Below are 12061 nucleotides of genomic sequence, written 5' to 3'. Positions count from 1 at the left end.
ACTCGATTTGGAGGGGCAGAACTATCAAGGCAATAACTTCGTAGAGAATCAAGGATTATCCCAGTCCACGCCCCCTTAATTCGACCTCGTCCGCATGTCCTCCGTATTCAATTTCACCTTCGTCCCCTGGTTCCGTTCGGTGGCGCCCTACATCCACAAGTTTCGCAACCAGACCTTTGTCGTGGGCATCGCCGGCGAGGCCATTGCCGCCGGCAAACTGGCGCACCTGGCGCAAGACCTGGCCATGATTCAGAGCATGGGCGTGAAAGTGGTGCTGGTGCACGGTTTTCGGCCACAGGTCAACGAACAGCTCAAGGCCAAGGGCCATGCACCGCGTTATTCGCATGGCATGCGCATCACCGATGAAGTGGCGCTGGACTGTGCGCAAGAGGCGGCCGGTCAGCTGCGTTACGAGATTGAGGCCGCTTTCAGCCAGGGCCTGCCCAACACCCCCATGGCTGGGTCGACGGTACGGGTGATTTCAGGCAACTTTCTCACCGCACGACCGGTGGGCATTGTGGATGGGGTGGATTTTCAGCACTCGGGTCTGGTGCGCAAGGTGGACACGGCGGGCATCATGCGCACGCTGGACTTTGGCGCGATGGTGCTGCTGTCTCCCTTTGGCTTTTCGCCCACGGGCGAGGCGTTCAACCTGACCATGGAGGAAGTCGCTACGTCAGTGGCCACGGCGCTGCAGGCCGACAAGCTGATTTTTGTGACTGAAATCCCGGGCATTCGCATTCACCCCGGCCAGCCCGAGAGTGACGACAACCCGATTGACACCGAACTGCCACTGGCCACCGCCGAGAAGCTGCTGGCCGACTTGCCGGCGGCCAACCAGCCGACCGACACGGCGTTTTACCTGCAGCACTGCGTCAAGGCCTGCAAGAGCGGCGTCGAGCGCAGCCACATCATCCCCTTCGCGGTGGATGGTTCCATCCTGCTGGAGGTGTACGTGCACGATGGCATCGGCACCATGGTGGTAGACGAAAAGCTGGAGAGCCTGCGCGAGGCCACGGTGGACGACGTGGGGGGCATCCTGCAGCTGATCGAACCATTCGAGAAAGACGGCACGCTCGTCAAGCGCAGCCGTACCGAAATCGAGCGCGACGTGGGTCTCTACACGGTGATCGAGCACGACGGCGTGATCTTTGCCTGCGCCGCGCTCTACGCCTACCCGGAGGCCCGCACGGCCGAGATGGCGGCGCTCACCGTATCGCCGCAGGTGCAAGGCCAGGGCGATGGCGAACGGGTCTTGAAGCGCGTCGAACAACGCGCCAGAGCGGCCGGCCTGGACAGTATTTTTGTATTGACGACCCGAACGACACACTGGTTCTTGAAGCGCGGCTTTGTCCTGGTCGATCCGGAATGGTTGCCCGAAGCGCGCAAGCGCAAGTACAACTGGGATCGAAAAAGTCAGGTCCTGGTCAAGAAACTGCCCTGATAGCGCTGCCCTCGCAGGTCAACACGAAGCTCGCGCACGTATCTTGCTTCAGACCATCGGCAAGCCAGAGGGCTTGATTTCATCCTCATCAACACACGGAAAAGACACATGAGCTCACTCAATTTCATCGGCGGCGAAAAAGGCGGCGTAGGCAAATCAGTCGTTTCCCGGGTTCTGGCCCAGTATTTCATTGACAAGGATCGGCCCTTCACCGGCTTCGATACCGACCGCTCGCACACCTCGTTCACCCGCTTTTATGCCGACTATGCCTCGCCCGTCATTGTGGACAGCTACGAAGGCCTGGATTTGATCGCCACAGCTTTCGAAGATGCACCGATGGACGGCAAGGACAAGAGCGTGATTGTGGATCTGGCCGCCCAGACGGCCGCACCGCTGACGCGATGGGTCAAGGATTCGGACGTGTTTTCAGTCCTGGCCGAGATGGGCGTTACTGTTAATTTCTGGCATGTGGCCGATGCCGGCAAGGATTCGGTGGACTTACTTGGCCGTTTGATCAACACCTTTGGCGCCGAACCCAACTATTTTGTGGTCAAGAATCTGGGCCGCGGCTCGGATTTTTCGCAACTGGATGAGTCACCGGCGCTGGAAAAAGCCTTGACCCTGGGTGCCCGGGTCATCACCCTTGCGCAGTTGCACGAGGCCAGCATGCGCAAGATTGATCGTCAGAATGCCAGTTTTTGGTCCGCCCTCAACAACCGCTCAGGCGAAGATACCCTGGGGTTGCTGGAGCGCCAGCGTGTCAAGAACTGGCTGAAGAAAACCTACGACACGCTCGATACGCTGCCGCTGTAAATTACGTGAAATTAGCGCCTGGCTCTGCTGATCCGCCAGATCAGCGCCAGCGCCAGCACGGCAATGCCGCTGAAACACACGAATGACCAGTTGGCAATGGAGCCGCCCAGGAAAGTCCAGTCCACGACTGTGCAGTCGCCCCCGCCCTTGAAAATCATGGGTATGGCGCGCTGCAGCGGGAAGGTTTCGATCATTCCATAAAGGTCGCGTCCGCAAGTCACGACTTCAGGCGGATACCACTGGAGCCAGCTCTGCCGGGCCGCCACATAGGCACCGAAACCCGCTAACAGCAGAAGCAGCACAGCGCCACCGACGTGCAAGCCTTTTTTATTGCTAGCCCCTGTCAGACCTGCAACAAGCGCTACCAAAACAAGAGCATATCGCTGAACGATGCACATCGGACAGGGCACCAGTCCCACCACATGCTGCAAATACAAGCCGTACACCAGCAAAGCAACGCATACAGCGCTGACTAGAGCGAAGACGCGACGCGGAGAATTGTCCCGCCCACCAAGAACCTGGAAAAACATCGATATCCTTCAACAAAAGAATCACCGGGCGAAATGCCCAGGGGTTGGTTGTTGTCTGGAGAATTAAGTTCCTGAGGACTCAGGAAACCGGTTTGATTCAGGCCAATCAGCCTGCCGCAGCCTCGTCAGCCGCTTTGCAGGACGGTGAACATACCGCCTGGGATTTGCCGAGTATCTTGCGTGTAACCATCTGCGAGCGGGCGCGATGCTTGCCACACAGAAAACACGACATGGTTGCAGCCCCGAACGACGTTGCAGCCGTGAAGGGTGAACCCGATACTTTGGATTTGTAACGCAGGCCGTCGGCCAGCATTTTGGTTTTTGTGTCAGCTTTTGCCATAAGTTATATTTTACTTCAGTGAGCACATGTCACGGTTTATCACCAGTTTGCCCTTACGCACTGCCGCCCACACACGGCGGAGCGCGAGCCAGCGATGACGGCAAGGGCTTACCGGAATTCGTACACGACAACTGGGGACGGGCACTGAAAATGCAAGCACGCCCTGACCCTGCCAGAGTGACGGCCACTGAAAGCTTGCTAAAGTGACGCTCTTTATAAGTATTCGGAAAAGGCTTCAAATGGCACGCACTGTGAACTGCATCAAACTTGGCAAGGAAGCTGAAGGCCTTGATTTTCCACCGTACCCCGGCGAACTCGGCAAGCGTATCTGGGAGAGCGTGAGCAAGGAGGCTTGGGCCGCCTGGCTCAAGCACCAGACCATGCTGGTCAATGAAAACCGCCTGAATCTGGCGGATGCCCGTGCGCGTCAGTACTTGGCACGCCAGATGGAAAATCACTTTTTTGGCTCCGGCGCCGATGCGGCGCAGGGTTACGTACCGCCCAGTCCTTGAAGCGCCTGGCCCGTGGCTGAAACGACAACGGCCGCGTTGTTCGCCAGCTGCGATTTGCCGCAGGCGTGGGCTGGGCAAAACGCCTGGCGCATCCTGGAAACCCGTTTTGGTGAGGGACTTCGTTTCCTGAGCACCTGGCGGGCCTGGAAAAACGACCCACAGCGACCGCGCCTGCTGCACTATGTATCGCTGACCCAAGCGCCGCCGCCACTGGACGAATTGCTGGCGTGCGCGGCGCCCTATCCCGAACTGCTGGCGCTGGCGCACGAATTGGCGCCTCAATGGTTCGGACTGTTGCCCGGTTTTCACCGTCTGACGCTGGGTGGCGGGCGAGTACTGCTGACACTGTGCGTGGGCGAGTTGACGACCTTGTTACGCCAGCAGCAATTTATCGCCGATTCGGTCTACCTCGACCCTGCTCATCCAGACTCCACCGAGTTTGCAGCCTGGGATATATGGACAGTCAAGGCCTTGGCACGCTGCTGCCGCCGCGGCACCGGTCTGGCCACCACGGTGGATATTTCCGACGATTTACGCGCTGATTTGACGCAATGCGGCTTTGAGATGGGCGCCCGTCAAACTGAACCGGCGACCGGACCACGGCGTGATCCCCTGACCGGCCAATTCAATCCACGCTGGACCATCAAGACCACGCGCGACGCCGCGCCGGGTCGCGCGGTGGAGGTGGGAAGCTGCGCCGTCATCGGGGCCGGGCTGGCGGGCGCCAGTGTCGCTGCGGCGCTGGCCAGGCGCGGCTGGCAGGTGCAGGTGCTCGACCAGGGTGAGGCGCCCGCCGCCGGCGCGTCCGGACTGCCGGTGGGTTTGGTCGTGCCGCATGTGTCTGTCGACGACTGCCCGCTGTCGCGTCTGTCGCGCAGCGGCGTGCGCCTGATGCTGCAGCAGGCGCGCAGTCTGCTGCAACAAGGGCAGGATTGGGACCCCACTGGCACGCTGGAGCACCGGGTGGATGGCACACCGGGTCTGCCTTTGACCTGGCCGATGCCGGGTCGTGACTGGTCGCAAGTGAGCACCCCGGACACGGCATCGCGGCAGATGACTGCTGGCGGATCAGCCCCCGCATGGACGCACGGGATGGCTGCCGGCGACCCCGCCATCTGGCACGCCCAGGCGGCGTGGCTCAAACCGGCCCAACTGGTGCGGGCCTGGCTGTCGCAAGCCGGCATCACATTTCAGGGCAAGGCCCCAGTCGCCACACTTCGCCAGAACGGAAATGAATGGGAACTGCTGGACGCGCAGGGTGAGGTGCTCGCCCGCGCCAACCGCGTTGTATTCGCCAACGCCGGCGGGGCGCTCCCCCTGCTCGAAGCCGTGCAAACGGCGCAGCCCGCCCTGGACATTCACGTGAATCAGCTGCCGGTCATGCACGGGGTGCGTGGTCAGTTATCGTGGGCCATGCACGCCCGTGCCATCCACTCCGCCTTCCCGCCTTTCCCCGTTAATGGGGCGGGCAGCGTGGTGCCAGTGGTACCCGTCGATGGAGGGAGCGCCTGGTTTATTGGCTCCAGCTACCAGCCTGACACCAAGCCAGCCTCGCCGGACGAAAAAAACCATGCGGCCAACCTCGGGCGGCTGCATAAGCTGATACCCACCTTGGGTCAGGCACTGGCCGAGCAGTTTGCCGCCGGCCCCATCAACGCCTGGAAAAACACGCGCTGCACCACCGCCGACCGCCTGCCCGTGGTGGGGCCACTGCACGAGGCCGACAACCCCAGTCTGTGGATTTGCGCTGGCATGGGATCAAGAGGCATGAGCTTTTCGGTACTGTGCGCCGAATTACTGGCGGCTCGCTGGGGCGCGGAGCCCTTGCCCATAGAAGCGGGTTTGGCCCAATCACTCAACGCTTTGCGTGGCAGCGCTGCCACGGCTTGCGATATTTGATAAAAACAGGCTCTAGCCCTCGCAACTAAAGCGCAGATAGCTATAATTTTTGTAGCATTTCAACAAGCTGCAAGGGATCGTAAGGCTTCTCAAGCAACCCGCTGCAGCCGGATGCCTGCGCATGCTCCCGCATCTGCCAGGATTTGTCCGTGGTGGTGACGATCACACTTCCGATCGCGGGCTCCAGCGCCACCAACTGACGAATCAATACCCAGCCCTCCATATCCGGCACATCCAGCCCCACGATGAGCAAATCGTAGTGCCGCTGTTTCGCCAGTTCAAGCGCCTGCGCGGCAGTTCCGGCTTCGTCAACATGGGTATAACCGGCCAATGCCAGACGGGCACGCAGATACAGCCGCCCCTCCCGTGAGGGGTCCACCAGCAGCGACACCTTGAAGCCCGATGCCACCCCATCGCGTCCGTCGCTAAAGTCGACATCCGCATCAAGCTTTTCCACCGGAACAAACAGGCTGTCCATGGCTTTCAAGACATCGGGCCAATGCAAGGGCCGCTGAAACGTGTGCCGGGCATGGGTATGTGCGCCACGGCCCACGCAAATCATCTTCATATCCGGGTCAAGACGGGGAGACGCCAGCGCAAGCCCGGCTTCGTAGGCGTCAAGATCAATCAGCGCCAGCCGGGGCGCCACGGGTGCCTCGGGTGTCCATAGTCCATAGGAGGTGGGTCGCCCGGTGGACAGCCTGAAGAGCGTGTTGAGCGCATGGCGCTCAATGTCCGCGAAGCCGACAACTTTGACGTAAACACTGGGTCCCATGCGCAAGATACTTTCGATTTTTGTGATTCCAGGCAAATTATGCGGCCCTTCGCGCAACAGCCCTTGTTGATTGGGCGCCCTCTTTGTCACTCATAATTGTGGTCCCTCCTTCAACCATTGAGCGAACTGACCATGAAACTGAAATCAATTTCTCTGGCCGCCACTGCTGCGCTGTTTACCCTGGGTGCTTTTGCTGCCGACCCGAAACTCGCAGTCGTCTATGGTGGTGGAGGCAAGTTTGACAAGTCGTTCAACCAGTCGGCTTATGAAGGCGCGGAGCGTTTCAAGAAGGAAACCAAAATTGGCTACCTGGAAGCGCAGATCACCGCCGATGCCCAGGGCGAGCAGGTGCTGCGCAGCATGGCCCGCAAGAATGTCGATCTGGTGGTCTCCATCGGTTTCTCGATGGCGAATGCCGTGGCCACCGTGTCCAAGGAGTTTCCCAAGGTGAAGTTCATGATCATCGACGACGAGGTCAAGGGCGACAACGTCAACTCGGTCAAGTTCAAGGAGCAGGAAGGCTCCTATTTGGTGGGTGTTGCAGCAGCCCTGGCCAGCAAGTCCCACAAGGTGGGCTTTGTCGGTGGCATGGACATTCCCCTGATACGCGCCTTCGGTTGCGGTTACGCCCAGGGCGCCAAGGCGGCGGACGCCAAGACCGAGGTCACGCAAAACATGGTGGGCACCACGCCGGCTGCCTGGAGCGATCCGGCCAAGGGCGGCGAGCTGGCGCGTGCCCAGTTTGACCGTGGCGTTGACGTGGTGTTCGCCGCCGCTGGCGGCAGCGGCATGGGTGCGCTGCAGGCGGTCAAAGACAAAAACAAGCTGGGCATCGGCGTGGACTCGAACCAGAATCCGCTGTTTCCGGGTTTCATCCTGACTTCCATGCTCAAGCGCGTGGACAACGCCGTGTATGACGGCTTCATGAGCGTCAAGAACGGCAGCTGGAAACCGGGCGTGACCGAAAAAGGATTGAAGGAAGGCGGCGTGGACTGGGCGCTGGACGAGAACAACCGCAAGCTGATCACGCCGGCCATGGAAACCCGCATCAAACAGGCCAGCCAGGACATTCAAAGCGGCAAGGTCAAGGTGGTGGACTACCGCGCAGCCAACAGCTGCCCGGTCTGAGCCACGGACACCGCTGCGGCCATCCATGACGCCTGCCGTTGAATTCAGGAACATCAGCAAACAGTTTGGAGCGGTTCAAGCCAACGCGGGCGTGAGCTTCTCGGTCCGCAAAGGCTCGATTCACGGCATCGTGGGTGAAAACGGCGCCGGCAAGTCCACGCTGATGAGCATTCTGTACGGCTATTACCAAGCCGACAGCGGCGATATCTGGCTGGATGGGCGGTCCGCCGCGATTCGCAACAGCCAGGATGCCATCCGGCGCGGCATTGGCATGATCCACCAGCATTTCATGCTGGTGGACACCTTCACCGTGCTGGAGAACATCATGCTGGGCGTTGAGGGCGGGCTGGTGCTGGATGCCCACTTCAAGACGGCCGAGGCGCGTCTGCGGGAAATCGGCACGCAATACAAGCTGGAAGTGGACCCTCAGGCCCGCATTGAGGATTTGTCGGTGGGGGCGCAGCAGCGGGTCGAAATTCTCAAGCTGATTTACCGGGGTGCCGAGATCCTGATTCTGGACGAGCCCACCGCCGTGTTGACGCCGCAGGAGACCGAGTCCCTGTTTGACATCCTGCGGCTCTTTCGGGCGCAGGGCAAAACCATCATTCTCATCACCCACAAGCTGCAGGAGATCTTTGCCATCACGGACCGGGTCACGGTGATGCGCGCGGGCGCGGTGGTGGGCGAGGTCGATACGCAGCACAGCAGCCGCGAAGAAGTCGCCACCCTCATGATCGGGCGGCACCTCGACAGCCAGCTCTCGCGGGCACCGTTTGCGCCCGGCACGGAGGTGCTTCAGGTTGAGCATTTGTGTCTGAGCGACCGGCAAGGCCTGAAAACGCTGGACGAGCTCAACTTCACGGTGCGCGCCGGCGAGATTGTGGCCATCGCGGGGGTCTCAGGCAACGGTCAGACCGAGCTGCTGGAAGTGCTCGCGGGCATGAAGCTGCCCGGGCATGGTGAGATTCGCTACCTCGGGCAAACCTTGCCTTACCGCAACCGGACCGAGGCCGATGGCCTGCCCGCCCTTTACCGCGCCTTGGGCATCGCCCATGCGCCCGAAGACCGGCTGCACGAAGGATTGGTCAAGGACAATTCAGTCATTCTCAATGGCGTGCTCGGGCATCAACATGACCGCCTGTTTGCCGCTGGCCACTTTCTGAACCCGCAGGCCATGCGGACGCACGCGCTTGAACTGATCCAGAATTTCGATATCCGGCCCGCCAACCCTGATTTGCGCGTGGGCCAGCTGTCCGGCGGCAACCAACAAAAACTGGTGCTGGGCCGCGAGATTTCAGCCGCGCCCAAGCTCCTGCTGGTGGGGCAACCAACCCGGGGCGTTGACATCGGCTCGATTGACACCATTCACCGCAAACTGCTTGCGCTGCGCGATGCCGGTATTGCCATTCTCTTGGTGTCGGTGGAGCTGGAAGAAATACGCGCGCTGGCGGACCGCATTCTGGTCATGTGCGGCGGCAAAATCACCGGCGAATTCGGCGCCCATGAATTCGATACCACCCGCATCGGCCTGCTGATGGGCGGGGTTTCGCGATGAACCCGCAGGAACTGCCGCGCTGGGCCACCAGCCTGGTTTTGCCCCTCCTGAATCTGTTGTCCGCCCTGCTGGTGGCCGGCCTGGTGATTTTCGCTTTGGGCGAAAGCCCGGCCGAGTCCCTGGCGATCATGGTGAGAAGTGCTTTTCTCAACCCCGAGGGCCTGGGCTACACGCTGTTTTACGCCAGCACCTTTATTTTTACCGGGCTGGCCGTGGCGTATGCCTTGCACGCAGGCTTGTTCAACATTGGCGGTGAAGGCCAGATGTACATCGGCGGACTCGGCATGGCTTTGCTGATTCTCGGGTTGGACCAAACCCTGGACGGCTGGTTGCTGATTCCGCTCACCATTCTTGTCAGCGCGGCGTTCGGGGCGGCCTGGGCCTATCTGCCGGGCTACTTGCAGGCGCGCCGGGGCAGTCACATTGTGGTGACGACCATCATGTTCAATTTCATCGCATCGAGTTTGATGAATTACGTGATCGTGAGCCATTTGATTCCGCCAGGCCAGCAAGCCACGTCCAGCCGCGAGTTCGCCCAAAGCGCCTGGTTGCCGCGCCTCAATGAGTGGCTGCCAGGCCTGGGGCAGACGCCCTTGAACATCAGCTTCCTTCTGGCGCTGCTGGCACTGGTGGTCTATGCCGTGGTGATCTGGCGCACGGCCTGGGGCTACAACGTGCGCACCGTGGGTCTGAACCCGCATGCCGCCCACTACGCCGGTATCTCCATCAAGCGCACCATCATCGGCGTCATGGCGGTGTCAGGGGCACTGGCCGGAATGGCAGCGGTCAACAGTGAAATGGGCTCGGCCCACCATCTTGGGCTCAACTTCACGGCCGGGGCGGGCTTTGTCGGCATTGCCGTGGCGCTGATGGGGCGCAATCACCCGGTGGGCATCTTGCTGTCGGCAGTGCTGTTTGGCGGCCTGATTCAGGGCGGTTTTGATCTGTCGCTGGAGAAACCCAATATTCCACCGGAAACCTTTGTCTTCATTCAAGGCTTGATCATTCTCTTTTGCGGTGCCATGGAAAACCTTTATGCCCCGGCACTGGCCGCCCTGCTCAAGCGCTTCACCAAACCAGTGGCCGCCGCCAAGAACGGTGTGACTTGATGGACGATTTACAACTCTCCAGCATTCTGGTGGCCATGGTGCGCAGCGCGCCGGTGCTGATTTTTGCCGCGCTGGGCGGCTTGTTTTCGGAGCGCTCGGGCATCGTGGACATCAGTCTGGAAGGCAAGATTCTGGCCAGCGCCTTTGCCGCCGCCGCCGTGGCCCACGCCACGCAGAACCCGTGGTGGGGCGTTCTGGCTGCCATTGGGGTCTCGTGTGGGGTGGCACTGTTGCATGGCTACGTCTGCATCCACCAGCGCGGCAATCAACTGGTGTCCGGCATGGCCATCAACATCACGGTGAGCGGCCTGACTTTTGTGCTGGCGCAGTTCTTCTTCCAGCTGGGTGGCCGCACGCCGGGGCTGGACCAGGGTCGTTTTTCGGTCATCGATTTTCCCGGCGCGCAAAGCCTGGTGGATATCCCCGTGCTGGGCTGGTTGTACGGTAAGCTGATCGGCGGCCACACGCTGCTGGTCTATCTGGCATTCTTGATGATTCCGCTGGTCCACTGGGTCGTCAACCACACCCGTTTCGGGCTGCGCCTGCGGGCCGTCGGCGAGAACCCGCATGCCGCGGACACGGCCGGGGTCAGTGTCGCGGGCGTGCGCTATCGGGCCTTGCTGTGCGGCGGCGTGTTGTGTGGCTTCTCGGGCGCCTACCTGTCGATTGTGCAAAGCGGTTTCTTCTTGCGCGACATGTCGGCGGGCAATGGCTTTCTGGCGCTGGCGGCACTGGTCTTTGGCAGTTGGCGCCCTGTGCACACCGCCTTGGGCTGCCTGATGTTTGCATTTTTCAATGCGCTGCAAATTCAAGCCGAAGGCCTTGTTTTCCCCGTCATCGGCAAGGTGCCGGGCTCGCTGATCCAGATGCTGCCGTACATTTTCACCGTGATCATTCTGGCCGGCTTCATGGCCAAATCGGTGGCACCCAAGGCGATTGGTGTGCCCTTCGTCAAATCACGTTAATTCTTATCCGCTAGGTTCCACCATGATTCTTGTTGCCGGCTCGGCTAACCTCGATTTTTCCGTTCGTGCCTCGCATATTCCGGCCCCGGGCGAAACCGTGATGGGACGGGATTTCAAAACCTTTCCCGGCGGCAAGGGCGCCAACCAGGCCGTGGCTTGTGCGCGCGCTGACGCTGCCGCCACCCACATGCTGTTGGCGCTCGGCGATGACGCTTATGCCCTGCCGCTGGAGGCGTCGCTTTCCGGCGCCGGGGTGCAGATGCACATCGTCCGTGTCAAGGAGCAGGCCACCGGCACGGCTTTCATCTGTGTCTCGGATGACGCGGAAAACGCGATCACCGTCGCGCCAGGCGCCAACCTGTCCTTAGCCGCCGCCCACCTGCCGCCCCTGGCTGGCTTCACCCATCTGCTGCTACAGCTCGAAATACCGGTGGAGTCGGTAACGGCCTATGCCCAAGCGGCCCGGGCTGCGGGCGTCAAGGTGGTACTCAATGCGGCCCCGGCGCAACGCCTGCCGACCGAGTTGCTGGCCCTGATTGACGTGCTGGTGGTGAACGAGGGCGAACTGGCCGTCGTCGCCGACTTCTCCGGCAGCGTGGCCCAGTGCCTAGCGCGCATAGCGGTGCCCTGCGTCGTGGTCACCCTGGGGCACCGCGGTTGTTGTGCCCGCCTGGGGGGTGAGTTTTCCTTCCAGAGCGCTTTCGACATCACCCCGATCGATACGACTGGTGCCGGTGACACCTTCTGTGGCGTGCTGGTCGCCGCCCTCAGTCAGGGCGATAGCCTGCAGCAGGCGCTGCCGCAAGCCTTGCGCCAGGCCAGCGCCGCCGGTGCCCTGGCCTGTACCCGGCCGGGTGCGCAATCCAGCATTCCAAGCCAGGCCGAAGTGAGCGCCCTGCTCGCCACACAGGCCGTTTCGACCGAAGCCCAAAACGCAGCGCTCAGGCAATACTGCGGCTTTGATCTTGCCCAATCCGTCTGACAAGCATTT

12 protein-coding genes are annotated in these 12061 nt (G+C 61.1%); 9 read left to right on the top strand and 3 right to left on the bottom strand.

Annotation, left to right across the window (positions count from 1 at the left end; translation table 11 throughout):
* The first annotated feature begins 94 nt into the window (after positions 1-94).
* Entirely contained in the window at positions 95-1444 is a 1350-nt protein-coding gene (argA, locus tag C5P05_RS13395; RefSeq protein WP_114970343.1) for an amino-acid N-acetyltransferase, read from the top strand.
* 108 nt (positions 1445-1552) lie between these two features.
* Positions 1553-2257, top strand: coding sequence for a mobilization protein (locus tag C5P05_RS13390; protein ID WP_114970342.1), 705 nt, complete (start codon positions 1553-1555; stop codon positions 2255-2257).
* An 11-nt stretch (positions 2258-2268) separates the two neighbouring features.
* Here C5P05_RS13390 and C5P05_RS13385 read toward each other — a convergent pair whose 3' ends face one another.
* On the bottom strand, positions 2269-2787 hold the full coding sequence (locus tag C5P05_RS13385; protein ID WP_114970341.1) for a disulfide bond formation protein B: 519 nt from the start codon (positions 2785-2787) through the stop codon (positions 2269-2271).
* Between the two features lie 106 nt (positions 2788-2893).
* The gene (locus C5P05_RS13380; protein ID WP_011464395.1) at positions 2894-3127 is read right to left on the bottom strand and encodes a hypothetical protein; all 234 of its coding nucleotides are present in this window, start codon (positions 3125-3127) and stop codon (positions 2894-2896) included.
* 239 nt (positions 3128-3366) lie between these two features.
* Between C5P05_RS13380 and C5P05_RS13375 the strand changes: the two genes are divergently transcribed.
* Complete coding sequence (locus C5P05_RS13375) at positions 3367-3639, top strand: oxidative damage protection protein (RefSeq protein WP_114970340.1); 273 nt, start codon at positions 3367-3369, stop codon at positions 3637-3639.
* Between the two features lie 12 nt (positions 3640-3651).
* Positions 3652-5538: an FAD-dependent 5-carboxymethylaminomethyl-2-thiouridine(34) oxidoreductase MnmC gene (mnmC, locus tag C5P05_RS13370; protein ID WP_114970339.1), complete on the top strand. Its 1887-nt coding sequence runs from the start codon at positions 3652-3654 to the stop codon at positions 5536-5538.
* A gap of 40 nt (positions 5539-5578) precedes the next feature.
* Here the strand turns inward: mnmC and C5P05_RS13365 are convergent, their stop codons facing one another.
* Entirely contained in the window at positions 5579-6313 is a 735-nt protein-coding gene (locus tag C5P05_RS13365; protein WP_114970338.1) for a response regulator, read from the bottom strand.
* Positions 6314-6445: 132 nt separating this feature from the next.
* Between C5P05_RS13365 and C5P05_RS13360 the strand changes: the two genes are divergently transcribed.
* From C5P05_RS13360 to C5P05_RS13340, 5 genes are read left to right on the top strand one after another with little or no spacing between them, the layout of a single operon-like run.
* Positions 6446-7441, top strand: coding sequence for a BMP family lipoprotein (locus C5P05_RS13360; RefSeq protein ID WP_114970419.1), 996 nt, complete (start codon positions 6446-6448; stop codon positions 7439-7441).
* A gap of 25 nt (positions 7442-7466) precedes the next feature.
* Complete coding sequence (locus C5P05_RS13355) at positions 7467-8996, top strand: ABC transporter ATP-binding protein (protein WP_114970337.1); 1530 nt, start codon at positions 7467-7469, stop codon at positions 8994-8996.
* Entirely contained in the window at positions 8993-10105 is a 1113-nt protein-coding gene (locus tag C5P05_RS13350; protein WP_114970336.1) for an ABC transporter permease, read from the top strand. The genes C5P05_RS13355 and C5P05_RS13350 overlap by 4 nt, the downstream gene beginning before the upstream one ends.
* Positions 10105-11070, top strand: coding sequence for an ABC transporter permease (locus tag C5P05_RS13345; protein WP_114970335.1), 966 nt, complete (start codon positions 10105-10107; stop codon positions 11068-11070). Before C5P05_RS13350 ends, C5P05_RS13345 begins: the two co-directional genes overlap by 1 nt.
* Positions 11071-11092: 22 nt before the next feature.
* Complete coding sequence (locus C5P05_RS13340; protein WP_114970334.1) at positions 11093-12052, top strand: ribokinase; 960 nt, start codon at positions 11093-11095, stop codon at positions 12050-12052.
* Positions 12053-12061 lie beyond the last annotated feature (9 nt).

It is taken from the genome of Rhodoferax ferrireducens (assembly GCF_003347515.1).
Taxonomy (GTDB): domain Bacteria; phylum Pseudomonadota; class Gammaproteobacteria; order Burkholderiales; family Burkholderiaceae_C; genus Rhodoferax.
This window is presented reverse-complemented; position numbering and strand designations above follow the sequence as displayed.

What these genes read in the sequence shown, in the direction of transcription:
- C5P05_RS13375 (WP_114970340.1), top strand. Translation starts at nt 3,367, where the DNA reads ATGGCACGCACTGTGAACTGCATCAAACTTGGCAAGGAAGCTGAAGGC.
- C5P05_RS13380 (WP_011464395.1), bottom strand. Translation starts at nt 3,127, where the DNA reads ATGGCAAAAGCTGACACAAAAACCAAAATGCTGGCCGACGGCCTGCGT.
- C5P05_RS13355 (WP_114970337.1), top strand. Translation starts at nt 7,467, where the DNA reads ATGACGCCTGCCGTTGAATTCAGGAACATCAGCAAACAGTTTGGAGCG.
- argA (WP_114970343.1), top strand. Translation starts at nt 95, where the DNA reads ATGTCCTCCGTATTCAATTTCACCTTCGTCCCCTGGTTCCGTTCGGTG.
- C5P05_RS13350 (WP_114970336.1), top strand. Translation starts at nt 8,993, where the DNA reads ATGAACCCGCAGGAACTGCCGCGCTGGGCCACCAGCCTGGTTTTGCCC.
- C5P05_RS13390 (WP_114970342.1), top strand. Translation starts at nt 1,553, where the DNA reads ATGAGCTCACTCAATTTCATCGGCGGCGAAAAAGGCGGCGTAGGCAAA.
- C5P05_RS13385 (WP_114970341.1), bottom strand. Translation starts at nt 2,787, where the DNA reads ATGTTTTTCCAGGTTCTTGGTGGGCGGGACAATTCTCCGCGTCGCGTC.
- C5P05_RS13360 (WP_114970419.1), top strand. Translation starts at nt 6,446, where the DNA reads ATGAAACTGAAATCAATTTCTCTGGCCGCCACTGCTGCGCTGTTTACC.
- C5P05_RS13345 (WP_114970335.1), top strand. Translation starts at nt 10,105, where the DNA reads ATGGACGATTTACAACTCTCCAGCATTCTGGTGGCCATGGTGCGCAGC.
- C5P05_RS13365 (WP_114970338.1), bottom strand. Translation starts at nt 6,313, where the DNA reads ATGGGACCCAGTGTTTACGTCAAAGTTGTCGGCTTCGCGGACATTGAG.
- C5P05_RS13340 (WP_114970334.1), top strand. Translation starts at nt 11,093, where the DNA reads ATGATTCTTGTTGCCGGCTCGGCTAACCTCGATTTTTCCGTTCGTGCC.